The 23,778-nt window shown below is 59.1% G+C and carries 20 protein-coding genes; 13 read left to right on the top strand and 7 right to left on the bottom strand.

Annotation, left to right across the window (positions count from 1 at the left end):
- Positions 1 to 2 precede the first annotated feature (2 nt).
- Positions 3 to 293, top strand: a complete 291-nt coding sequence (ppnP, locus tag ABIB18_RS16940; RefSeq protein WP_031377601.1) for a pyrimidine/purine nucleoside phosphorylase — start codon at positions 3 to 5, stop codon at positions 291 to 293.
- Between the two features lie 45 nt (positions 294 to 338).
- On the opposite strand, the gene rdgC is transcribed toward ppnP, so the two are convergent.
- Positions 339 to 1,250, bottom strand: coding sequence for a recombination-associated protein RdgC (gene rdgC, locus ABIB18_RS16935; protein ID WP_031377602.1), 912 nt, complete (start codon positions 1,248 to 1,250; stop codon positions 339 to 341).
- A 146-nt stretch (positions 1,251 to 1,396) separates the two neighbouring features.
- On the opposite strand from rdgC, the gene mak reads away from it, so the two are divergent.
- Positions 1,397 to 2,308, top strand: coding sequence for a fructokinase (gene mak, locus ABIB18_RS16930; RefSeq protein WP_031377603.1), 912 nt, complete (start codon positions 1,397 to 1,399; stop codon positions 2,306 to 2,308).
- A gap of 28 nt (positions 2,309 to 2,336) precedes the next feature.
- Here the strand turns inward: mak and eat are convergent, their stop codons facing one another.
- Positions 2,337 to 3,701, bottom strand: coding sequence for an ethanolamine permease (gene eat / locus ABIB18_RS16925; RefSeq protein WP_031377604.1), 1,365 nt, complete (start codon positions 3,699 to 3,701; stop codon positions 2,337 to 2,339).
- Positions 3,702 to 3,959: 258 nt separating this feature from the next.
- Between eat and ABIB18_RS16920 the strand changes: the two genes are divergently transcribed.
- Both ABIB18_RS16920 and qhpR read left to right on the top strand, forming a co-directional pair.
- The gene (locus ABIB18_RS16920; RefSeq protein WP_354474908.1) at positions 3,960 to 4,964 is read left to right on the top strand and encodes a phosphotransferase enzyme family protein; all 1,005 of its coding nucleotides are present in this window, start codon (positions 3,960 to 3,962) and stop codon (positions 4,962 to 4,964) included.
- A gap of 149 nt (positions 4,965 to 5,113) precedes the next feature.
- On the top strand, positions 5,114 to 6,184 hold the full coding sequence (gene qhpR / locus ABIB18_RS16915) for an AraC-like transcriptional regulator QhpR (RefSeq protein ID WP_084227763.1): 1,071 nt from the start codon (positions 5,114 to 5,116) through the stop codon (positions 6,182 to 6,184).
- On the opposite strand, the gene ABIB18_RS16910 is transcribed toward qhpR, so the two are convergent.
- On the bottom strand, positions 6,144 to 6,572 hold the full coding sequence (locus tag ABIB18_RS16910) for a cell envelope integrity TolA C-terminal domain-containing protein (RefSeq protein WP_069727925.1): 429 nt from the start codon (positions 6,570 to 6,572) through the stop codon (positions 6,144 to 6,146). The two genes, qhpR and ABIB18_RS16910, sit on opposite strands and share 41 nt — an antisense overlap.
- 152 nt (positions 6,573 to 6,724) lie before the next feature.
- Between ABIB18_RS16910 and ABIB18_RS16905 the strand changes: the two genes are divergently transcribed.
- From ABIB18_RS16905 to ABIB18_RS16895, 3 genes are read left to right on the top strand one after another with little or no spacing between them, the layout of a single operon-like run.
- Complete coding sequence (locus ABIB18_RS16905; RefSeq protein ID WP_354474905.1) at positions 6,725 to 7,402, top strand: CsgG/HfaB family protein; 678 nt, start codon at positions 6,725 to 6,727, stop codon at positions 7,400 to 7,402.
- Positions 7,403 to 7,413: 11 nt separating this feature from the next.
- On the top strand, positions 7,414 to 7,773 hold the full coding sequence (locus ABIB18_RS16900; protein WP_159223817.1) for a DUF4810 domain-containing protein: 360 nt from the start codon (positions 7,414 to 7,416) through the stop codon (positions 7,771 to 7,773).
- A complete protein-coding gene (locus ABIB18_RS16895; RefSeq protein ID WP_031377609.1) occupies positions 7,770 to 8,426 on the top strand; it encodes a DUF799 domain-containing protein in 657 nt (218 codons plus the stop codon). The genes ABIB18_RS16900 and ABIB18_RS16895 overlap by 4 nt, the downstream gene beginning before the upstream one ends.
- Before the next feature lie 30 nt (positions 8,427 to 8,456).
- On the opposite strand, the gene ABIB18_RS16890 is transcribed toward ABIB18_RS16895, so the two are convergent.
- Positions 8,457 to 12,131 (bottom strand): AAA family ATPase, encoded by a 3,675-nt coding sequence (locus ABIB18_RS16890; RefSeq protein WP_354474903.1) that lies wholly within the window; start codon positions 12,129 to 12,131, stop codon positions 8,457 to 8,459.
- Positions 12,128 to 13,327, bottom strand: coding sequence for an exonuclease subunit SbcD (gene sbcD, locus ABIB18_RS16885; RefSeq protein ID WP_354474901.1), 1,200 nt, complete (start codon positions 13,325 to 13,327; stop codon positions 12,128 to 12,130). The genes ABIB18_RS16890 and sbcD overlap by 4 nt, the downstream gene beginning before the upstream one ends.
- A 195-nt stretch (positions 13,328 to 13,522) precedes the next feature.
- On the opposite strand from sbcD, the gene phoB reads away from it, so the two are divergent.
- From phoB to proY, 6 genes are all read left to right on the top strand, one after another.
- Complete coding sequence (gene phoB / locus ABIB18_RS16880) at positions 13,523 to 14,212, top strand: phosphate response regulator transcription factor PhoB (protein ID WP_003852491.1); 690 nt, start codon at positions 13,523 to 13,525, stop codon at positions 14,210 to 14,212.
- Positions 14,213 to 14,226: 14 nt separating this feature from the next.
- The gene (gene phoR / locus ABIB18_RS16875; protein WP_031374703.1) at positions 14,227 to 15,540 is read left to right on the top strand and encodes a phosphate regulon sensor histidine kinase PhoR; all 1,314 of its coding nucleotides are present in this window, start codon (positions 14,227 to 14,229) and stop codon (positions 15,538 to 15,540) included.
- A gap of 19 nt (positions 15,541 to 15,559) precedes the next feature.
- On the top strand, positions 15,560 to 16,480 hold the full coding sequence (locus ABIB18_RS16870) for a PstS family phosphate ABC transporter substrate-binding protein (protein ID WP_354474899.1): 921 nt from the start codon (positions 15,560 to 15,562) through the stop codon (positions 16,478 to 16,480).
- Positions 16,481 to 16,853: 373 nt separating this feature from the next.
- The gene (locus ABIB18_RS16865) at positions 16,854 to 17,957 is read left to right on the top strand and encodes a cobalamin-independent methionine synthase II family protein (RefSeq protein ID WP_031374701.1); all 1,104 of its coding nucleotides are present in this window, start codon (positions 16,854 to 16,856) and stop codon (positions 17,955 to 17,957) included.
- A 391-nt stretch (positions 17,958 to 18,348) separates the two neighbouring features.
- Entirely contained in the window at positions 18,349 to 19,668 is a 1,320-nt protein-coding gene (gene brnQ / locus ABIB18_RS16860; RefSeq protein ID WP_031374700.1) for a branched-chain amino acid transporter carrier protein BrnQ, read from the top strand.
- A 70-nt stretch (positions 19,669 to 19,738) separates the two neighbouring features.
- Positions 19,739 to 21,091 carry a proline-specific permease ProY gene (gene proY / locus ABIB18_RS16855; RefSeq protein WP_354474897.1) on the top strand — a complete coding sequence of 451 codons (1,353 nt, stop codon included), beginning with the start codon at positions 19,739 to 19,741 and terminating at the stop codon, positions 21,089 to 21,091.
- Positions 21,092 to 21,580: 489 nt separating this feature from the next.
- Here proY and ABIB18_RS16850 read toward each other — a convergent pair whose 3' ends face one another.
- Both ABIB18_RS16850 and ABIB18_RS16845 read right to left on the bottom strand, forming a co-directional pair.
- On the bottom strand, positions 21,581 to 22,846 hold the full coding sequence (locus tag ABIB18_RS16850) for a histidine-type phosphatase (RefSeq protein WP_354474895.1): 1,266 nt from the start codon (positions 22,844 to 22,846) through the stop codon (positions 21,581 to 21,583).
- Positions 22,847 to 23,659 (bottom strand): inositol monophosphatase family protein, encoded by an 813-nt coding sequence (locus ABIB18_RS16845; RefSeq protein ID WP_031374699.1) that lies wholly within the window; start codon positions 23,657 to 23,659, stop codon positions 22,847 to 22,849.
- Positions 23,660 to 23,778: the final 119 nt, after the last annotated feature.

The following is a 23,778-nucleotide window of genomic DNA, read 5'->3' as shown; positions in this document are numbered from 1 at the left end:
TTATGCTCAACATTAGTGAGTATTTTGACGGAAAAGTTAAATCCATTGGTTTTGACAGTGCGAGCACCGGCCGTGCCAGCGTGGGCGTGATGGCTGAAGGCGAATATACCTTTGGTACCGCTCAGCCGGAAGAGATGACCGTGGTAAGCGGGTCGCTGAAGGTGCTGCTGCCGGGTGAAACCGAGTGGCAATGGTTTGAAGCGGGTTCGGTGTTCAACGTGCCGGGCCACAGCGAATTTCATTTGCAGGTTGGCGAACCCAGTTCCTATCTCTGTCGCTACCTGAAAGGATAAAAAAATGGCCGCAATGCGGCCATTTTCTTTCAGGGCAGCACCGGCTTAACGCTGGGCTTCGCCGCCTAATGCTTCCACCAGGTTGCTGGTCAGCGCAGCCAGTTCGCTGGTCATCAGAATAAAGTCGGCGTCAAAACGCTGAGCAAAATCTTCACGATCAATATCGTCATTCTGGTCACGCAGCGTGTCGCTGAACTTCAGGCGTTTGACTGAACCGTCGTCGGCCAGCATAAACTGAATGCGCTCCTGCCAGTCCAGCGCCAGTTTGGTCACCAGCTTGCCCGCTTCGATGTGATTAGCGATCTCATCGCACACCAGATCCTGCTTCTTGCAGCGGATCACGCCGCCATCCTCCAGAATTGCTTTCAGCTCCGCCTCATCCATCAGGGCGAAACCGGCCGGCACGTCACCGGAGCGTACCCATTCGGTCAGGGTCAGTTCAATTGGGCTTTCCAGCGTCAGCGGCACCACCGGCAGTGAGCCGAGGCTTTTGCGCAGCAGCGCCAGCGTATCTTCCGCTTTTTTGGCACTGGCGCAGTCAACCATAATCAGGTTGTTCACCGTGTCGATCCACAGGTAAGTCTGGCTGAAGCGGCTGAAGGCACGCGGCAGCAGGCTGTGCAGTACTTCATCTTTCAGCGAATCTTTTTCGGTCTTCTTCAGCTTGCGGCTCTGCTCCGCTTCCAGCTTGTCGATTTTCGCTTCCAGCGCCTGTTTCACTACCGGAGACGGCAGGATTTTCTCTTCTTTACGGGCGCAGATGACAATCTGGCCGTTGTTTTCATGCGTCAGTGCATCGCTGCGGTTGCCCATCGGCGGTACCCAGCCGGTTTTGCTCATATCCTGACTGCCACACGGCGAAAAAGTGAAGGCGTCGAGCTGTTTTTCCATCTCGTCTGCGGACAACGGAATGTCACGATTCAGACGATAAACCATCATATTTTTAAACCACAACATCGGGATTCCTTACCGTGGCGCGATCGGGCGCACAAGTCTAACAGAGTCAGCGCGCATGATAGCGAAACATCGGAGTGGTTTCATTGCCTTTCCGGCTGGCGCCTTCTACTGTATCTTCCACCTGAACGAATAATGAGGAATAAACCGTGCGCATAGGCATTGATTTGGGTGGCACCAAGACAGAAGTGATTGCGTTATCGAACGCCGGACAGGAGCTGTTTCGTCACCGGGTCAACACCCCGCGTGATGACTATCAGGCAACGGTACAGGCGATTGTCGATCTGGTCCGCCTGGCGGAGCAGAAAACCGGGCAGACCGGCACCGTCGGCCTCGGTATTCCCGGCACGATTTCGCCCTACAGCAAGCGGGTAAAAAACGCCAACTCCACCTGGCTCAACGGCCAGCCGCTGGATAAAGATCTGGCGCAGGCGCTGAATCGTGACGTGCGCATCGCCAACGACGCGAATTGTCTCGCCGTTTCTGAGGCGGTCGACGGGGCAGGTGCCGGTCAGCCGCTGGTGTTTGCGGTGATTATTGGCACCGGCTCGGGTGCCGGGGTGGCGATCAATGGTCAGTCACGCATCGGCGGTAACGGCAATGCCGGCGAGTGGGGCCACAATCCGCTGCCGTGGATGGATGAGGATGAGCTGCGTTATCGGCAGGAAGTGCCCTGTTATTGTGGGCAGCAGGGCTGCATTGAAACCTTCGTCTCGGGTACCGGTTTCGCTATTGATTATCAGCGGCTGAGCGGGGTGTCACGTAAAGGCGCGGAGATCGTATCGCTGCTGGCGCAGCAGGATCCGATCGCCGAACTGGCGATGAGCCGTTACGAACTGCGGCTGGCAAAATCGCTGGCACAGGTGGTGAATCTGATCGATCCGGACGTGATCGTGCTGGGCGGCGGGATGAGCAATGTCGATCGTCTCTATCAGACCGTGCCGACGCTGATGAAAAAATGGGTATTTGGCGGCGAATGCGAAACGCCGGTGCTGAAGGCTCACCATGGCGATTCCAGCGGCGTGCGTGGAGCGGCCTGGCTCTGGCCGCTCAACGACTGATCAGCACCGAATAGCGGGGCGCGCCCTGCTATTCACCCACCAGCATGCTGTCCTGTGGCGCCCGATCGCGCTGGGCTTTGGTCGCAAGGAAGTAGAGATAGCCCACCAGCATAAAGGCGAAGAACAGCGCGCCAATGATCGGGTTAAACCACAGCATCGCCAGCAGACAGACCACCGATAACAGCAGGGCGATGCCCGGCACTATCGGGTAGCCTGGTGCACGGAAACTGCGAGCCAGCTGCGGCGCACTGCGGCGCAGCCGGAACAGGCTCAGCATACTCATGATATACATCACAATCGCCCCAAACACCGCCATGGTGATCATCGCTGCCGTCAGCGTCATTCCCTGCAAATTAATAATGCCATCGCTGTAAATCGCTGCGATCCCCAGTACGCCGCCGGTAATGATGGCGCGGTGCGGGGTCCGGAAGCGTGACAGTTTCGCCAGCCCGGGCGGCAGATAACCAGCGCGTGCCAGCGCAAAGAACTGACGTGAATAGCCGAGAATGATGCCGTGGAAGCTGGCTACCAGCCCAAACAGGCCGATCCACACCAGCATGTGCATCCAGTTAGAGTGTTCGCCGACAATCATTTTCATCGCCTGCGGCAGCGGATCGTTAATGTCTGACAGCTTGCGCCAGTCGCCCGCGCCGCCTGCCATCAGCATCACGCCGATCGCCAGCACCACCAGCGTCAGAATGCCGCTGATGTAGGCGCGAGGAATGGTGCGGGTCGGATCCTTTGCCTCTTCCGCCGCCATCGCAGCTCCCTCAATGGCGAGGAAAAACCAGATGGCGAACGGAATAGCGGCAAAAATACCGGAAAAGGCGGGCATGCCGAAGCTGTCGCTGCCGGCCCAGCCGTGCGCGGCAAAGTTGGCCAGGCTGAAACCCGGTGACACCACGCCCATAAACACCAGCAGCTCAATCACCGCCAGAACCGTGACCACCAGTTCGAACATCGCCGCCAGTTTCACGCCAAGAATGTTGAGCGTCATAAACAGCAGGTAAGCGCCGACCGCGGCGGTTTTCGGGTTAAGCGCCGGATACTGCACGTTGAGGTAGGCTCCAATTGCCATCGCAATCGCCGGCGGCGCAAAGACGAACTCAATCAGCGTGGCCAGACCGGCAATCAGCCCGCCGGTTTCACCAAAAGCGCGGCGGCTGTAGGCAAACGGCCCTCCGGCATGTGGAATCGCGGTGGTCAGCTCGGTGAAGCTGAAAATAAAGCAGGTGTAGAGCGTGGCAATCAACGCGGTGGTGACCAGAAAGCCCAGCGTGCCCGCCACCGCCCAGCCGTAACTCCAGCCAAAGTATTCACCTGAGATAACCAGGCCTACCGCGATCCCCCACAGATGCAGGGTGCCCAGAGTGGGCTTGAGTCTGTTTGTCATACTGTTATCCCCGTCGTTGTTGGTGCAGCGCGGCAGTGATACCGCACATCATGGTTTACGCTACAGTGAAGGGATAATGCCGTTGCCTTGCGGGCCGCGACTTGACGTCGGCGCGGTCAATGCTGTCCTCCACGGTCAACTTACAGGCAACAACCGGGCCAGATGCACGCTGCGGTCAACTTTGACTGCTCTGCGGTCAAGCAGCACAGGTTCTGGCAACGCATGCTGAGGTGACGCAAGTGACCAGGAGCCGGACTGATGAGCGCTAAACAATATGACAACCTGACTGATTCCCAACTCACCGCACTGGCGCAGCAGGCGCTGGGCCATTATCCCGCCGCGCTGCAGGGCACGCTGCGCCTGCTCTGTCGCTCAGAAAATGCCACCTTCCTGCTCCAGGCGGGCGGCAGACGCTATGCGCTGCGGCTGCATCGCGGCGACTACCATCAAAAAGCGGATATTCTCAGCGAACTGCTGTGGCTGGATGCGCTGCGTGAAACCGGCATTGTGGTGCCGCAGGCGGTAGCCGATAGCCAGGGCGAGCGCGTGCTGACGCTGCGTTTGCCCGACGGCGGCGAGCGTTATGTGGTGCTGTTCCACTGGATTGACGGCGAGATGCCGACCACCGAGGTGGACCCGCGCGCCTTTCAGCAGCTGGGGCAGATTACGGCCCGGCTGCATCAGCACAGCAAACAGTGGCAGCCGCCGGCAGGCTTCCAGCGCATCATCTGGGATCACCACACCATGACCAGCGCGCAGAGTCACTGGGGACGCTGGCAGGATGCGCCGCATCTGCATCCAGCCGATCACGCGATCGTCGAAGAGGCGATCGCTCAGGCGGGCGAGGCGCTGGCGCAGTTTGGTAAAGGATCGGATCGTTATGGCCTGATCCACGCCGATCTGCGGCTGACCAATCTGCTGCTGCACAACGGCGAAACCCGGGTGATCGACTTTGATGACTGCGGGATGGGCTGGTATCTGCACGATCTGGCGGCCGCGATCAGTTTTGTTGAGCATCATCCGCGCGCGGCAGAATGGATCGATCACTGGATCCGCGGTTACGAGCAGGTCTCGCACATCAGCGATCGGGAGATGGCGCTGCTGCCGACGCTGCTGATCCAGCGCCGGATCCAGCTCACCGCCTGGGTGGGATCGCACGCTGAAACCGAGATGGCGCAGAGCCTGGGTACCGAATGGGCCAGCCACTCGGTACGTCTCTGTCGTCGTTATCTGGAGAGCGAGCAGTTGCCGGTGGGTGCCTGATGCACCAGAGGCGGGCGTCAGTGCGCTGCCGCAGTGCTGCCTGCCCGATGCCGGCTGGCTAACTGGCTGAAACCCGGAACAATTAAGCTGGTACGGAATTTGCTCGGTCTGACAGTGGGTGATCCCCCTGAATTCTGACTGAGGCGACCATGAATCCGATGATGATGAAACAGCCCGATGCGTTTGCTGCCTGCTCCGCTGCTGCGGGTGCCGGCAATCACGGCGTGCTGGCCGCTGCGGCCACTGGCCTGAGCGATTTTATTCATACCCGTGGCGGCGACGTTGACCGCATCTTTGGCATCAGCGGCATCGATCCGGAGCGGCTGGCCAGCCCGACGCTTAGCCTCGGGCTGGTCAACTACTGTCGGGTGCTGGAAGAGGCGGCACGACACTCCGGTTTTGATAACTTCGGTTTGCACTACGGCAGGCAGTTTAAACCGCAGTCATTAGGCCTGATTGGCTATATCGGACTCTGCTCGGCCACGCTGGAGCAGGCGCTGCACAACGTAGTTAATGCCTTTCCGTGGCATCAGCACGACACGCTGACCCGGCTGGTGGACAAAGGCGAGTGCTGGCGGCTCGACTATCAGGTCCGTCACGGCGCTATTCTGTCGCGCCGTCAGGATGCGGAGCTGACGCTGGGCATGTTGATGAATCTGATTCGCCATGCGGCAGGCAAAAACTGGGCGCCGCGTGAAGTTCACTTTGAACATCCGCGCCCGGAACAGTGGCACGATCACGGTAAAGTGTTCGATGCCCCAATCTGGTTCGATCAACCGTTTAACTCGCTGGTGATCCCGAAGCGCGATCTGCTGCGCAGCATGCCGGACAGCGATCCGATGTTGCTGATGGTGATGCAGGATGCGATCCGCCGGCTTAACCGGGCCGCCTCGCAGCAGAGCCTGGCAGAGCAGGCGCGCTCACAGGTTAATCTGTCGCTGATGCAGGGCGAACCGGTGCTGGAAGAGGTGGCCGATAAACTGGGGCTATCGAGCTGGTCGCTGCAGCGGCGGCTGCGTGAAGAGGGCTGCAGCTTTACTGCGCTGGTGGATCAGGTTCGCTGCGAAATGGCCACTCACTATCTGCAGCAGAAGCAGCTGCCGATCTCTGAAATGGCGCTGCTGCTGGGTTATTCAGAAGTCAGCGCCTTCTCGCGCGCCTTTCGTCGCTGGTTTGGCATCAGCCCGCGTCAGTGGCGGCAGCATGGGCTGGCAAGCTAGCCTGGCGCGGCGCAAAGCCAAACCACGCCGGTTGGGTACGCACCGGTGGTGGCGGCAATCCCTGCGTCTGTGCTGCCAGCTGCCACGCCCGTAAGCACAACGCTTCATCTCCCTGAGTCTGCGTCACCGCATAGCGTCCACTCTGTTGCCACTCCAGCCGGACCAGGCATTGCTGGCCCGCATAGCGCGACGCATCGCTGAATTGCTGATTCAGTCGGTGCTGCATTTGATTAGTCCACTGACAGGATGCACTGTCGGGCTCCTTCGTCGGCTGACACAGGTTGGCGACGCTATCCCGTTGCTGTGGTTCAGAATGCTGACAGCCACTGAGCAGGGCGGCGATAATAACGCCCGGCAATATTTTCGAAATTACATTAATTAAATTCATTGAACTGACCAATTCTGATTAAAGTTCTGTTCTGCTGTTGCCGACAGTCTACAGACCGGACTGGCGAATGCTATGGCATTACTCCGACTGTCGGCAGAACCAGAATTTACCGCCCCGAGCGCGGTTTCTTATTATTTATTCATGGATTAGAAATGCAGAGAAAATATGCCGTTGCGGCACTCACCTTAGTAAGTGCTTCACTGATCAGCGGTTGCGCCACCGAATCATCCCGAGCCATTGAGGCACCTCAGGTCCGCGCGGCCAGCCAGCCCGCTTACCAGGGCGTGCGCAGTCCGATTGCCGTCGGTCAGTTTGATAACCGCTCTTCGTATATGAACGGCATCTTCTCCGATGGCGTTGACCGGCTGGGCAATCAGTCAAAAACCATTCTGATCACCCACCTGCAGCAGACTAACCGCTTCAGCGTGCTCGATCGCAGCAACCTGAAAGAGTTAGAGCAGGAAGCGGACTTCAGGCGCAGCCAGCAAAATATCAAAGGCGCGAACTACATCATCACCGGTGATATCACTGAGTTTGGCCGCAAAGAAGTCGGCGATCAGCAGCTGTGGGGCATTCTCGGTCGGGGTAAGAGCCAGATCGCCTACGCCAAAGTTAATCTCAACGTGGTGGACGTCACCACCTCCGAAGTGGTGTTCAGCGCGCAGGGCGCAGGCGAATACCAGCTTTCTGCCCGGGAAATCATCGGCTTTGGCGGTACCAGCAGCTACGACTCGACGCTGAACGGCAAAGTCATGGATCTGGCGATTCGTGAAGCGGTCGATCATTTAGTGGATGGAATCAACAGCGGCGCCTGGCGTCCGGCTAAATAAGGAAGCAGTAAATGAAAATGATCACACTGGGCGGTCTGCTGATGGCGGCTGCGCTGCTGGCTGGCTGTGCGCCGAAAACGCCGAAAACCCTCTACTACTGGGGCGATTATCAGCAGCAGATTTACAGCTACTACCAGAAAGATAGCGATCCGCAGAAGCAGATCGACGCGCTGAATCTGGATGTTGAAAAAGCCCGTGCGGTAAACCAGCCGGTCGCGCCAGGACTGCACGCTCAGCTCGGCCTGCTGTACGCCAAAACCGGTGATACCAATAAAGCCTTTAGCCAGTTCGCCATGGAAAAGCAGCTGTTTCCGGAAGCCGGCCCTTACATGGATTTTCTGATGAGTAATAAACAAGGAGTGACCCGGTGAAAAAACTGATTGCCCTGGGCGGCGCACTGGCCGTGCTGCTGCTGACCGGCTGTGCGCAGCATAAAAAACCGTATGACTACAGCGCGTTTCGCGCCAGCAAACCTGCGTCGATTCTGGTGTTACCGGCCGAAAACAAAGCTCCGGATATTAATGCCGCTCACAGCCTGACCTCGCTGGTGACCCAGCCGCTGGCCGAAGCGGGTTACTACGTGTTTCCGGTGGCGGTAGTGGAAGAGACTTTCCAGCAGAATGGCCTGACCAGCGGCAGTGAAATCCAGGCAGTCAGTCCGGCTCGCCTGAATAAGATCTTTCACGCCGACAGCGCGCTCTATATCTCGATCACCGATTACGGCAGCAGCTACCGGGTAATCGACAGCGTGACCACCGTGTCAGCAACCGCGCGGCTGGTTGATCTGCGTAGCGGCAAAGAGATCTGGCAGGGTTATGCCACCGCCAGCGACAGTGAACAGGGCAACAATAACAATGGCGGACTGGTCGGCATGCTGGTCAATGCGGCGATTAAACAGATCGCCAACAACGTCAGCGATAAAGCTCACTCGATTGCCGGCCTGACCAGCAATCGCCTGCTGGCGCAGAATGAGCAGGGCGGTTTGCTGACCGGTCCGCGCTACAGGCCGATCAGCGTCCGCTGATCGGCGGCAAAGCGGGCGCTGCGGCGCCCGTTATCCCTGCGGCAACTCCAGCTGGCTGTAGCCCAGCCCGTTCATTTTCCGCACCTTGATCTGCACCGGAATCCGCTCTTTCATCGCTTCAACGTGACTGATCACACCGATGGTTTTTCCGCTGGCGTTGAGCGCATCCAGCGCGTCCAGCGCGGTATCGAGCGTTTGCGCATCCAGCGTGCCGAAGCCTTCGTCCAGAAACAGCGATTCGATACGGGTTTTGTGGCTGACCAGATCGGATAACGCCAGCGCCAGCGCCAGGCTGACGAGGAAGCTCTCGCCACCGGAGAGGGTGCGGGTATCGCGCGCCGTGTCAGCCTGCCAGGTATCCACCACGTCCAGCTCCAGCAGATCCTGCGCCCGACGCTGCAGCAGATAACGGCCATGCAGCCGGTCGAGCTGACGGTTGGCGAGCGCCACCAGGTGATCCAGCGTTAAGCCCTGGGCAAAGCGCCGGAACTTGTCGCCGCTGGCGGAGCCAATCAGATCGTTGAGCAGTCCCCACTGCGCCAGCACCGTTTCATCCTCTGCAATCTGTGTCATCAGGCTCTGCTGCTGCTGGCGCAGGCTGGCATCGCTCTGTAGCTGTTGCTGTATCTGGCCCTGCTGGCTGGCATTGTCACGAAGCGCCAGCCGCAACTGTTCCAGCTGCTGCGCCAGCGCCTCAGCCGAGGCTGGCATCGCAGCGGGCTGCGCCTGATGGTGCGCCGCCTGCCGCTGATGCAGATCCGCCAGCCGCGTCTGTTGCTGCTGATGGTGCTGATCGATCTGCTGTAGCTGTTGACGCAGCTGCTGGGCGGTCTGCTCATCCAGCAGCGCGGCGCGCAACGTGGCTTCATCACGGAAACCGGCGGCCGTCAGCGCCTGCAGCAGTGTCTGTTCCGCCTCAGCCAGACGGGTGACGAGCTGCTGCTGCTGGCTCTCCAGCACCGCCAGCTGGCCCTGCAGGCTGCTGACTCCGCTTTGCGCCCGCTGTAACCCCTCCTGCTGCTGTGCGAGCTGCGCCTCATGCTGGCGGATGCTGGCCTGCATCTGCTGGCGGGCCACGGTGACCTCGCGATCGCCAAACAGGGCCTGACGCTGCTGGCGCATCTCGTCGAGCCGGGTTTGATGATGGTGAAGTTGCTGCTGCTGAGTAGTCAGCTGCTGCTGTTCACGTTCAGCCTGTTGTTGCAGCGCGGTCAGCTGAGTTTCGCCGCGCAGCAGCTGCGGCTGCAGGTTAGCGAGTAATTGCTCACTTTCCTGCCAGCGCTGCCAGCGGGACTGCTGAACAGCCAGCCAGGATTCACGTTCAGCGGCGGCAGGCAGGCTCAGGCCATGCTGGCTGAACTGCTGCTGTACCGCGTCCTGCAACTGCTGCCAGCTCGCCTGTTCCTGCTGCTGGCGCTGTTGCAGCGCGCTCAGCGCCTGCCGCAGGTTATCCAGCGACTGCTGTGCCAGCTGTTCGGCCTGCAGATGCTGCTGCCAGGCCTGCGACTGCTGAAGATGGTGATCTTTTGCCGCCTGACGGGCCTGCTCAGCCGCCTCCAGCGCCTGCCGCTGCTGCTCAAGCTGCTGTTCGCATTGATTTTGCTGCTGCTGCCACTGGGTCAGTGCGTCGCGATCTGACAGAGTGAAGGTAAGTGCCAGCTCACCGCTGAGCGCCTGCCATTGCTGCTCCAGACCAACAAGCTGCCGCTGGGTTTCGGCAATGTCGTCGCGCAGCGTCTGCTGCTGGATCGCCGACTGCTTTAACTGTTCGTTTTTGGCGGTACCCGCCTCGCGTAGCGCATCGACCTGCTGTTGCAGGGCAGCGCGTCGCTGTTGATTGGCGCTGATTTCCAGCGTGCTGTAGCTGGCGACTGCCGGATGCGTGCAGGAGCCGCACAGCGGACAGGGCTGGTCTGGTGTGAGCCGGGCGCGATACTGCGAAAGATCGGCAATCTGCTGCTCCAGCGCGCAGATTTTATCGACATCATCCAGCTGCTGTTTCTCGCGTTTCCATCTTTCGCGCAGGCTGTGTAATTCCGCCTCCGCCTGCTGGTGAGCTTTTTCCAGCCCGGCCAGCTGCTGCTGGCGCTGACCAAGCTGCTGATGCAGCGGGTGCCACTGGGTAGAAAGCAGTAACAGCTGCTGCCGCGCCGCGCGGCGACTGTGCAGCTGGCTCAGCGCCTCTCGCAGCGCGGCTGGCGGATGCTGCTCCTGCAGCGAAGTTAGTACTTGCTCCGCTTGCAGCAGCGCCTGAGCGGCGGTCTGCTCAGCCTGCTGGCGTGGTAATGCCTGCTTCGCCTGCTGTTCCCGTTCTGCTTGCTGCGCCGCGATTTTCTGCTGTTGTTGCTGCTGCTGTTGCGCCAGTCCGGCGAGGGTCGCCTCGCGCTGCGCCAGCTGGGCAAATCGTTCCTGCCACAGCGGCAGCGATGCGCCCCATTGCGCCATATCGGCTAACTGCTGACGCAGGGTTTGCTGCTCCGCGATCGCCTGTTGTAAGGCGGTAAGCTGGTGAGTCTGATCGGTCAGCGTACGTTGAGTCTGATCGCTCTGCTGCTGCTGGCGATCTTTTTCCTGCTGCTGCTGCGTCAGCTGCTGTTGCAGCGCCTGCAGTGACTGATCCAGCGGCATCACCTGTTCGGTCAGCAGGCTCTCCTGTTGCTGCTGTTGCTGGCGTGCCTGTTCCGCCGCGGCCTGGGCGGTGGCATAGTGCTGCTGCTGGCGTTGCTGTTCAGCCAGCGCCTGCTGGTGTGCGTCGGACAGCTGCTGCTGCTGACTGCGTACCTCACGCAGCGCGTTCGCCCGTTCGTCACGCTGCTGCAGGGTAGCCCGCAGCTTTTCAGCCGGTTCGCTGCGCGCCAGCCGCTGTCGGTCCGCTTCAGCGGCCTGCGCCGCCGCCTCCGCCTGTTGCAGCGCCTGGCGGGTCTGCGCGATATCCTGCTGGAGCTGCTGCGCCTGTTGCTGCCACTGCTGCTGCTGCTGGGCGTGCTGATAGTCACGGCTCAGCGTCTGTTCCGCCGCGCTCAGTTGCAGCATCTGCTGTTGCAGCGCGGTGCGCGTGTCGTCATCCAGCAGCGCCATGGCTCCCGCCCGGCTGCGCAGCAGGTCGAGCGCGGTTTTTGCCTCTTTGTGACGTTCATAGATTGCGGCGGAAATCTGGCCGTAAATTTCGGTGCCGGTCAGCTCTTCCAGCAGTTCGGCCCGTTCGCTGGCTTTGGCGTTGAGGAAGGCGGCGAACTGCCCCTGGGACAGCATCATTGAGCGGGTAAAACGCTCAAAGTCGAGGCCGGAAAGGGTCTCAATCAGCCTCAGTTTGTCACCGACCTTGTCGGCGACGATGGTATCGTCGGCACAGCGCGCCAGCTCAACCCGCGGCGCCTGCAGTTTGCCGTCGGCAGTGCCGCGTGCGCGGTTCTGGCTCCAGAAGGCGCGCCAGGCTTCGCCTTTGATCTCAAATTCCACTTCAGCCAGACACTCGGCGCAGTCGCGGGTCATCAGCGCATTCTGGCTCTGGGAGATGGCGCCGAGACGCGGCGTCTGGTGATAGAGCGCCAGGCAGATGGCATCCAGCAGCGTGGTTTTGCCTGCGCCAGTGGCACCGGTAATCGCGAACAGCCCGTTACTGGCGAAGGGTTCGGCGCGGAAATCGATAAACCATTCACCGCGCAGTGCGTTAAGGTTTTTAAACCGTAGCGTGAGGATCTTCATTGTGGTTCCTCAATGTCGGCCAGCGTCTGGCGGAACAGGGTGGTCATCTGATCGATCTGCTGCGGTTGCAGTTCACTATCCAGCGCCAGGCGACGGGCAAACACCTCTTCCACTTTCAGTTCGCTCAGGGTTTCGTTATCGAGTCGCGCCAGGCTGTGCTGACGCTGCTCGCGGCTGCGGCGTAACAGCAAAACCTCAACCGGCAGTTCTGCGGTCAGGGTTTCCACCTGGCGCTGCAGATCGCTGAGGTACTCCTGAGTGGTGACTTCGATATCCAGCCAGGTCGGTTTTTCCTGCTGCATGTTGCTGAAATCGCTGAGCTGTTGCGCGATCTGCGCCAGTGAACCTTTCAGCACCTGCATCGGCTGCACCTGCGGCACCACCAGCGGCGTCACCGCTTGCAAACCGCGCGGGGTGAAGTCCAGCAGGAAGACGCTTTTTTCACTGCCCAGTTCATCAAAACTGAGTGGAATCGGCGAGCCGCTGTAACGAATGTGCTCAGTGCCCGCCACCCGCTGAGCGCGGTGAATGTGGCCGAGCGCGATGTAATCCACGTCCGGGAACGCGGAGGCCGGGAAGGCGTCCAGCGTGCCGATATAGATGTCACGCACCGAGTCGCTCTGGCTGACGCCGACGGTGGTGAGGTGACCGGTAGCCACGATTGGCAGAGCCGGCTCCAGCGCCCGCGCAGCAGCCACGCGCTGCTGATAATGGTGAGCAATCGCCTCCAGCAGCGAGGTCTGCTTGTCGCGTCCGGACTGTCCGGCGCGGCTGCGCAGAATATCGCGCGGTCGCAGATAAGGAATGGCGCACAGCAGCACGCCCGGCTCGCCCTGACGGGTGGTGAGCAGCAGCACATCGCTGTTGGTCTGAGGCGTGGCGATCACCCGGGTATTCAGGCAGGCGAGCAGTTCGCGTGACTCATTGAGCGTCGCCACCGAGTCGTGATTGCCCGCCAGCACAATCAGCTGACAGCCGCTGGGCTGCAGCGCCACCACAAAGCGGTTGAACATTTCGCGCGCGTAGCTGGGCGGGGTGCCGGTATCGAACAGATCGCCCGCAACGATTAACGCATCCACCTGATGCTGTTCAATCTGGATCAACAACCAGTCAAGAAACGCCTGATGTTCCGCCGCCCGACTCTTGTTGTAAAAGAACTGCCCCAGATGCCAGTCCGCAGTATGAATGATGCGCATAAAACTCCCTGCCGTTGTAATTCGCCCGGCGATTATACTGGCTCTGTGGCCAAAGCGAAAAATTGTCGCTGCGCTGTCATAATTGATTACCACTGGCCTGAATGAGCGGTTATGTTTTTCATAAAAGTGTCACAAATCTGACGCATAATGGCGCCGCGAATCTCAGTGACAGCCGTCATATCAGCAGGAGTAATAATGGCTAAGCGCATTTTGGTTGTGGAAGATGAAGCCCCAATCCGTGAAATGTTGTGCTTTGTTCTGGAGCAGAACGACTATCAGCCAATTGAGGCGGAAGATTATGACAGCGCAGTGGGTAAGCTGATTGAACCCTGGCCCGATCTGATTCTGCTGGACTGGATGTTACCCGGCGGCAGCGGCATTCAGTTTATTAAGCATCTGAAACGCGAAGCGATGACCCGCGATATTCCGGTGATGATGCTCACCGCACGTGGTGAAGAAGAGGACCGGGTGCGTGGGCTGGAAGTCGGCGCTGACGATTACATCACCAAGCCCTTCTCGCCAAAAGAGCTGATGGCGCGCATCAAAGCCGTCATGCGCCGTATTTCACCGATGGCGGTGGAAGAGGTGATTGAGATGCAGGGACTGAGTCTGGATCCCTCCTCGCATCGGGTGATGTCCGAAACCACGCCGCTGGAAATGGGCCCTACCGAATATAAACTACTGCACTTCTTTATGACGCACCCGGAGCGGGTTTACAGCCGCGAGCAGCTGCTGAACCATGTCTGGGGCACCAACGTGTATGTCGAAGATCGCACCGTCGATGTTCACATTCGCCGTTTACGTAAAGCGCTGGAAGTCTCCGGCCACGATCGCATGGTACAAACCGTCCGTGGAACAGGGTATCGTTTCTCTGCCCGCTACTAAACGGAGTTTTCACCGTGCTGGAACGCCTCTCCTGGAAGAGATTACTGTCAGAACTGCTGCTGGCGTGTCTGCCTGCGCTGCTGCTTGGCCTGCTGTTCGGTTATCTGCCGTGGCTGCTGTTGCTGAGCGTACTGGCGGTGCTGCTGTGGCATTTCCACAACCTGATGCGCCTGTCGCACTGGTTGTGGCTCGATCGCACTATGACGCCGCCGGCTGGGCGGGCCAGCTGGGAACCGCTGTTTTACGGGCTCTACCAGATGCAGTTACGCAACCGGCGGCGGCGGCGTGAACTCGGCAACCTGATTAAACGCTTTCGCAGCGGCGCTGAGTCGCTGCCAGATGCGGTGATCCTCACCACCGAAGAGGGCACCATTTTCTGGTGCAACGGGCTGGCGCAACAGCATCTCGGGCTACGCTGGCCGGAAGATAATGGCCAGAACATCCTCAACCTGCTGCGTTATCCGGAATTCTCGCGCTATATCCGCCAGCGTGACTTCGACAAACCCCTGACGCTGGTGCTGAATAACCAGTACCACATGGAATTTCGCGTCATGCCCTACAGTGAAGGGCAGTGGCTGCTGGTGGCGCGTGACGTCACCCAGATGCACCAGCTGGAAGGGGCGCGCCGTAACTTCTTTGCCAACGTTAGCCATGAACTGCGTACTCCGCTGACGGTGCTGCAGGGCTATCTGGAGATGATGAATGACTCGGTGATGAACGAGCGTTCACGCGGCAAGGCGCTGCATACCATGTCGGAGCAGACGCGCCGCATGGACAGCCTGGTCAAGCAGCTGCTGACGCTGTCGCGGATTGAAGCTGCGCCCGCGATCGATCTGAAAGAGAAGGTCGATGTGCCGGTGATGCTCCGGCTGCTGCAACACGAGGCCGCCACCCTGAGCGGCGGACGTCACGACATCCATTTCCATACCGATCCGCATCTGAAAGTCTTTGGCAACGATGAACAGCTGCGCAGCGCCATCTCCAACCTGGTCTACAACGCGGTAAACCACACGCCGGAGGGCACGCGCATTGATATCAGCTGGCTGCGCAGTAAGCAGGGCGCAACGTTTCGGGTGTGCGATAACGGACCGGGCATTGCGGCTGAACATATTCCCCGTCTCACCGAGCGTTTCTACCGGGTCGATAAGGCGCGATCGCGGGCGACCGGCGGCAGCGGACTGGGGCTGGCGATCGTGAAACATGCCCTGAGCCACCATAATGCGCGGCTGGATATCACCAGCGTGCCGCATCAGGAGACCTGTTTTACCTTTACCTTGCCGGCAAGGTTGATTGTCAGCAGTGGGATGCAGGAGAATGCCCTCCATTAATGGCTGACGGATCTGCTTGATGCGCGCACTTGTTTTGTTGATGGTCATTTTATTGCCGGGCATGGCGCTGGCACAGCCCGGCGCGCTGTCGGGCAACCTTAGCAGCGTCGGGTCTGATACCCTGGGCTACCTGATGACGCTGTGGGGCGAGGACTTCAGTCGGCAGGCTCCGGGCGTCAATGTGCAGGTGCAGGCATCCGGATCGTCGACCGCGCCGACTGCGCTGGCTGCCGGTGCGGCGCAGCTCGGACCGATGAGCCGCCCGATGCAGGCGGATGAACGGCAGGCGTTTGAAGCGCGCTATGGTTATCCTCCGCTGGCGGTACCGGTAGCGATGGATGCGCTGGTGGTGGTGGTCAATCAGCGCAATCCGCTGCAGCAGATAACGCCGCGTCAGCTTGACGCCATTTTCTCGATTACCCGCCTGTGCGGGGCCACCTCGGTGCCGCAACGCTGGGGCGATCTCGGCGCGCGGGCGGCTGAGTGGGCTCACCGGCCGATCCAGCGCTACGGACGCAACTCGGCGTCCGGTACTTGGGGATTCTTCAAGCAGCAGGCGCTCTGTCAGGGTGGTTTTCGCAATGACGTAGCCGAATTTCCCGGTTCGGCAGCGGTGGTGCAGGCGGTGGCAGGCAATCCGCGCAGCATTGGTTACGCCAGTTTCGGCTTCCACCTCAGCGGCGTAAAGATGCTGGCGGTGGTGAACGATCGGGGTGAGGCTGTGGCACCCGACGCGGACGCGATCCGCAGTGGTCGCTATCCGTGGGCCCGTCCGCTCTATCTGTATGTTAACAAGGCGCCGGGTAAGCCGTTGCCACCGCTGGTCGCAGCCTTCCTGCAGCAGGTGCTCTCGGCGCAGGGACAGCGACGGGTCAGCGAAGCGGGTTATCTGCCACTCTCTGATAGCCAGATGGCGCAGGCGCGCGCGGCGCTTAACTGATCCTCTTCAGAGGCGCATTCTGCTCTGCTTGTGTGCTGTGCGCGATGTTTAAGTGAGGGTCTCCAGGCGCGTAGGGCTTTCGCTGTCCGGAACCTGGAAGGTTCACCTTCAGGCGCGCATTCTCTCCTTAACCGCTATGGATGTGCTCCTCTCCCGGCGCGCGCATGTCGCTGCTTATCTGCTGCAAAACCGCGCGGTAGCCCGTCTTATCTGCCAACATGAATTTTCTTCAAGGCCGGTGAATTTTCTTCTATTGCAGCGGGCGGCGGCACATGTCATTCTGCGTTCAGACGTATAGCCATCCAGATGGCTATAAATAACAGAGCGCAATTATTTCCTGCTGAAACCATCGGCAGGCGAGACAGGAGTGATCATGCAAAGAAATACCGCCCCGTTCCGTGCTGATACCGTAGGCAGTTTTCTGCGTCCCGCCGCGATTAAGCAGGCGCGTGAGCAGTTCGCCGCTGGCGAAATTGATGCGGCAGCGCTGCGCCAGGTTGAAGATGACGCCATCCGCGATGTGGTCGCCAGACAGCGCGAAAATGGCCTGCAGGTGGTGACCGATGGCGAATTTCGTCGCGGCTGGTGGCACTTCGATTTTTTCTACGGCCTGGATGGTGTGGAAGCTTATGAAGCAGAGCAGGGGATCCAGTTCAACGGCGTGCAGACCAAAGCGCATGGCGTAAAAGTAGTGAGCAAGCTCGGCTTTTCCAGCCATCCGATGCTGGAACACTTTCGCTTCCTGCAAAGCATTGCCGGTGATGCGGTGGCAAAAATGACCATTCCCAGCCCCAGCGTGCTGCACTTCCGCGGCGGTCGCAAAGTGATCGACGCTGAAGTCTATCCGGACCTGGCAGATTATTTTGACGACCTGGCACAGACCTATAAAGACGCCATTAAGGCGTTTTACGCCGCGGGTTGCCGTTATCTACAGCTGGATGACACCGTCTGGGCCTACCTTTGCTCTGAGGATCAGAAACGCGATATCCGGGCACGCGGCGACGATCCGGAAGCGCTGGCGCGGACCTATGCTCAGGTGCTGAACAAGGCGCTGGAAGACAAGCCAGCCGATCTGACCGTTGGTCTGCATGTCTGCCGTGGCAATTTCCGCTCAACCTGGATTTCAGAAGGTGGTTACGAGCCGGTGGCGGAAATCCTGTTTGGCAGCGTCAATGTCGATGCCTTCTTCCTCGAATATGACAATGCCCGTTCAGGCGGTTTCGAGCCGCTGCGCTTCATCAAGCCAGGCCATCAGCAGGTGGTGCTGGGCCTGATCACCACCAAATCCGGTGAGCTGGAAGATCCGGCGCAGGTGAAAGCCCGACTGCAGGAAGCGGCGCAGTATGTCAGCCTCGACCAGATCTGTCTCAGCCCGCAGTGCGGCTTTGCCTCTACCGAAGAGGGCAACAGCCTGAGCGAAGAGCAGCAGTGGCAGAAGATTCGCCTGGTGGTCGATATCGCAAAACAGGTGTGGTAATGCTGTAAACTTGTGCAAACAGGCGCGTAAAACGCGCCTTTTGTGCATTTGTCAGCGGCGTTATGCGGGGAATTCTCGCGGTCTGTTTATTATTTAGGCACATCATCTTGTGTGCCTGGGTTAAAAATTAACGCTATCCACTGGTTGTTACGTAAATAACGGGATAACCTTCTGGTTTTCCGATCCCGTATTGCCTTTCCCCGCTATAAACGTTTTACTTAGCCCCGTTGTCGATCCATCCCTCCGTGAACAGAAAAAAAGCAGCTTAAATCACCTGCGCTTCACCTCACGACGAGCATAATGCGCTGACATTGGCTGGCTGGTCGTGGTTTTAACGCAGCGAGGGGACAACACAAACCCAACTTCCACCGCAACATCAGTGACAGGCCGTATGACACATCGTTTAACCTCGAAAGACATTCTCGCGCTGGGCTTCATGACATTTGCCCTGTTCGTTGGCGCGGGCAACATCATTTTCCCGCCGATGGTTGGCATTCAGTCTGGCGAACACGTCTGGACCGCCGCTATTGGCTTTCTGATCACTGCCGTGGGTCTGCCGGTGATGACCGTGGTAGCGCTGGCGCGCGTCGGCGGCGGCGTGGATGCACTCAGTACCCCAATCGGTAAGGTTGCCGGTCTGGTGCTGGCCACCGTCTGCTATCTGGCGGTCGGGCCACTCTTTGCGACGCCGCGGACGGCCACCGTCTCCTTTGAGATGGGGATTGCCCCGCTGACCGGTGATGGCGCGATGCCGCTGTTTATCTACAGCCTGGTCTATTTTGCGCTGGTGATTGGCGTGTCGCTCTATCCGGGCAAACTGCTCGATACCGTCGGCCATTTCCTTGCGCCGCTAAAAATTGTGGCGCTGACCGTGCTGGGCATTGCTGCGCTGGTGTGGCCAGCGGGCGGCACTATTCCGGCGACGGAAGATTATCAGCGTGCGGCGTTCTCCAGCGGTTTTGTGAACGGCTATCTGACCATGGATACGCTGGGCGCACTGGTGTTCGGCATCGTGATCGTGAACGCGGCCCGTTCACGCGGGGTTGATAATGCCGCGCTGCTGACGCGTTACACCGTTCTGGCCGGCCTGATTGCTGGCGTGGGCCTGACGCTGGTCTACCTGTGCCTGTTTAAACTGGGCTCCGGCAGCGGCGCGCTGGTCGATCAGAATGCGAACGGCGCAGCGATTCTGCACGCTTACGTTCAGCAGACATTTGGCGGTATGGGCAGCTTCTTCCTGGCGGCGCTGATCTTTGTTGCCTGTATGGTAACGGCGGTCGGTCTGACCTGTGCCTGTGCGGAATTTTTTGCGCAATACCTGCCATTGTCGTATAAAACGCTGGTGTTTATCCTTGGTCTGTTCTCGATGGTGGTGTCGAACCTCGGCCTGAGCCACCTGATTCAGATCTCCATCCCGGTCCTGACGGCGATTTATCCGCCTTGTATCGTGCTGGTGGTGCTGAGCTTCACCCTGAACTGGTGGAACAAGAGCAGCCGGATTATTGCGCCAGCAATGCTGATTAGCCTGCTGTTCGGCATTATTGATGCGATTAAAACTACCGGGTTTAAAGCGTTGCTGCCTGCATTCAGTCAGCACCTGCCGCTGGCCGATCAGGGACTTGCCTGGTTGCCGCCATCGCTGGTGATGCTGCTGATTGCCGCCGTGGTGGATCGGGTTAAAGGACGCGAACAGGTTTCCGTTCACTCGTAGCAGATGGCACTGATTTTTCTTTAACCACGGGCTTGCCCGTGGTTTTTTCATTTCACAGGTACAGGTTGTTATGCAAGAAACCAATAAGCTCAAACGCGGACTGAGCACGCGCCACATCCGCTTTATGGCGCTGGGATCGGCGATTGGCACCGGGCTGTTTTACGGTTCCGCCGATGCGATCAAAATGGCCGGACCCAGCGTGCTGCTCGCCTATATTATCGGCGGGGCCGTGGCCTACATCATCATGCGTGCGCTGGGTGAGATGTCCGTCAACAATCCCCAGGCCAGCTCATTCTCCCGTTACGCCCAGGATTATCTCGGTCCGATGGCGGGCTACATTACCGGCTGGACCTACTGCTTCGAAATCCTGATCGTGGCGATCGCCGATGTGACGGCGTTCGGCATCTATATGGGCGTCTGGTTTCCGGAGGTGCCGCACTGGATTTGGGTACTGAGCGTGGTGCTGATCATCGGCGCGGTCAACCTGATGAGCGTGAAGGTGTTTGGCGAAGTGGAGTTCTGGTTCTCTTTCTTCAAAGTCGCCACCATCATTGTGATGATTCTGGCCGGTTTCGGCATGATTATCTGGGGCATCGGCAACGGCGGCCAGCCGACCGGCATCCATAACCTGTGGACCAACGGCGGCTTCTTTGCCCACGGCGTGGTCGGAATGCTGCTGTCGCTGCAGATGGTGATGTTCGCCTACGGCGGTATCGAAATCATTGGTATCACGGCCGGTGAAGCGAAGGAACCGGAGAAGTCGATTCCGCGCGCCATTAACTCGGTACCCTGGCGTATTCTGGTGTTTTATGTCGGCACGCTGTTTGTGATTATGTCGATCTATCCGTGGAACCAGGTAGGCACCTCGGGCAGCCCGTTTGTGCTGACCTTCCAGCATCTGGGCATCGCGGCGGCCGCCTCGATTCTTAATTTTGTGGTCCTGACCGCCTCACTGTCAGCGATCAACAGCGACGTGTTTGGCGTGGGGCGCATGCTGCACGGTATGGCCCAGCAGGGACATGCGCCGAAGATGTTTATGAAAGTCTCTTCACGCGGTATTCCGTGGGTGACGGTGGTGGTGATGATGTTCGCCATGTTGATTGCGGTCTATCTCAACTACCTGATGCCGGAAAAAGTGTTCCTGGTCATCGCCTCGCTGGCCACCTTTGCGACGGTCTGGGTGTGGATCATGATTCTGCTGTCGCAGATCGCCTTCCGCCGCAAAATCGGCAAACAGGCTGCCAGCGAACTGAAGTTCGCGCTGCCAGGCGGCAGCTGGACCGCGGGTGTCGGTGTCGCATTCCTCTGCTTCATCATTGCGCTGATCGGCTATTTCCCGGATACCCGGATATCGCTTTATGTCGGCGTGGTGTGGATAGTGGTGCTGCTGCTGGGCTACAAGCTGGTACGTAAACCGCGCTGATTGTCGGCTGCTCCCCCTGGCGGGGGAGCAGATGCGCTTTGCCATCTCTTCCATCTTCTCTCTTCCCCCGACTGACTTCTCTGACGCTGCGCTGGCTATTTATGTCAGTCACAACACCGTAACGAAATAACCCGGGCGGATGGCGCTTTCAGACGGTGGAATAACCTATCCGCCTGCGCGGTTAATTATCTGCGGTGAAGGGGATTGCCAGCTAAACATCGGCGTTAAGCGCATCAGGGCGGCTGTGGCGGGGCGAAGAGAACAGCAAATAAATAAAAAAACGGCGAAACCAGTCGCCGAAATATTCAAGAGAATCAGAGAAATAAAAAGGGATGATTGACCCGGTTATCGTAAAACAAAATTAACGCCGCTGATAGCTGGGTTATTTAAATAAGAAAAGTACCAGGTGACAGCAATACAACCAATTAAGCCTGATAAAGCATATTTACGCCGCGCAGCGAGCGCGGCATGGATTTGATTAGCGGCAGCTCAGGGCAGCCGGATGGAAACCGGCTGCGTGGCGCGCTTGTCCAGCCGTTGTTGCCAGCCGGTCAGGGTCGATTGATAAGGACACAGCAGCCCGACGTCGGTCATTCTGCAGTCTGGCTGATGCCACTCCTGACGCAATAAACCCTGTGCGTCATCAATCGGCTGTAACTGACGCAGGCCATCAAGGCTCTGTGCCTGGAAGTAGAGCCGCAGAAAACGCTCGCCGCTCTGGCTGTCACGCCAGCGCTCCAGCACCAGACTGCCGCCGGGCGGAATATTGCCGCGCGCGTAGCCCGGCAGCTGCCAGTCAAACCCCATCAGGGTACGCACCATCGCAATATTGGTGTCATGCGCCACCAGGATCAGCCAGCGGGCAGTGGAGGAATTGCTGGCGATTTCGGTCAGCATCGCCTGCAGTAAAATCGATCCCCGCCGCTGTGCCTGATAGAGCAGATCATTACTCAAATCGTAATTAGCGGTCAGCAACGGCAGCAGGCGGGTAATTTGCGCCGCGGTGGTGATATGCCCCCACGCCAGCTGATCGACGGGCAGATTTTCGCTGTAACCCAGCCGCAGGGTCTCAACCATACTGGCCATCACGCTCAGTCCTTCGACGTAGGTGTGGCCGCTGCGGGTCTGTTTGAATTGCCATGGGCGATCAAAGAAATCACATTTCGCCGTGGGCGGGCAAACCGCGGCTTTAAGCTGCTGAATAGCCGGTTGCAGTTGCTGCTGTAACTGCGCCAGATCGCCCGCTTTCTGCTGCTTAGCCGCAAGTTCTTGCTGCGGATCGGTTTGTGCAAACGCCAGCTTATCGCTCTGAAACAGTGGATCAACCTCACCGGTCACCTGATGGATCGGTACGCCACAGCCCGGAAACGCACCGTCGGCTATCGCCTGGGCGGTGGCTCGGGTGCGCTGGAGCGGGCTGGCGCGCAGATAGACGTCGTCTGCCGTCGGGCAGCCAGCAGGCAGTAAACCAAGCTGGCGGTAATGTTCGCCCTGCCAGCGTCCTTTGTTGACCACTGCGCTGTAGCCGTGACCGGTCAGCTCGCCATCCGCCGTGGTCCATACCGTCCACGGCTGCTGGCTGGCGGCTTCGATCTCTTTACGGTTGCCGGGCGTCGGTGGCCGCACGCCGTGCCGGCTCAGTTCGACCACTTTTTCCAACTGATAATGGGGCAGCGGGGCCGCCTGCATCGGCAGGCTCAGTAGCCAGAGTGCACTCAGGGCTAACGTGCATTGGCACCATCGGGTAGCGCGCATTTATTCGTCCAGCGCGCGATTGCCGGTCAGCGCTTTTATCTTTGGATAGAGCGTGGCATTCGCCAGCAGCACCGGATTGCCATTTTTCAGTCCGTCGTTACTGAGGTAATCGTTAGTGACGCCACCGGCTTCTCGCATCAGCACAATGCCTGGCAGGCTATCCCACGGATGCATATGCGCTTCGTAGTAGCCGATTAACCGGCCCGCTGCCGCCCAGGCGCTGGTCAGCGCGCCGGAACCGATGCGGATAAACATGCCGCCCTGTTGAGTCAGTCCGGCAATCAGGCGGGTAACGCTCTCGCCCGGCGTGCGGCTGGAGTGACTGATGCCGAGCAGACCTTCGTTGAGATGTTGCGCTGCATGTACCTGCAACCGGGTCTCGTTGACCCACGCGCCCTGGCCCAGTCGGGCGTGGAACAGCTCCTGATGATTAGGATCGCACACCACGCCAATCACCGGTTCACCGTCGCACACCACTGCCAGCGAGACGCACCAGTTAGGCAGGCCGTTGACGAAGCAGGCGGTGCCATCAATTGGATCGACGACCCAGATAAAGCTGGCGTTGCCTGTTTCGCCGCCGCTCTCTTCACCGTAGACGGCATCGTCCGGGAAGCGCTCCTCAATCAACGTTTTGATTAATGCTTCGACGTTGCGATCGGCTTCGCTGACCACGTCCTGCAGATCCCTCTTGTGTTCCACCACCAGGTTTTGACGCTGCTGATACCACGAATAAGCCCGGCTGGCCGCCGCACGGGCGATGTCGCAGGCGTAACGGTAACGCGCGTCAATTTCAGAATGCGAAGCGGATGACATCTTTCCCTCTTATGTTTTTTTGCCATAGCGAACGGAAGGCGCGCCTGAACAGGCGGTCTGGCTGTGTGTTTTGCTTAACTATTGTTAAGAAAGGCTTCATTAAGCCGCAGATAAGACGC

Origin of the sequence: Pantoea sp. UYEF8 (assembly GCF_040546285.1) — a bacterium.
GTDB lineage: Bacteria > Pseudomonadota > Gammaproteobacteria > Enterobacterales > Enterobacteriaceae > Pantoea > Pantoea brenneri.
This window is presented reverse-complemented; position numbering and strand designations above follow the sequence as displayed.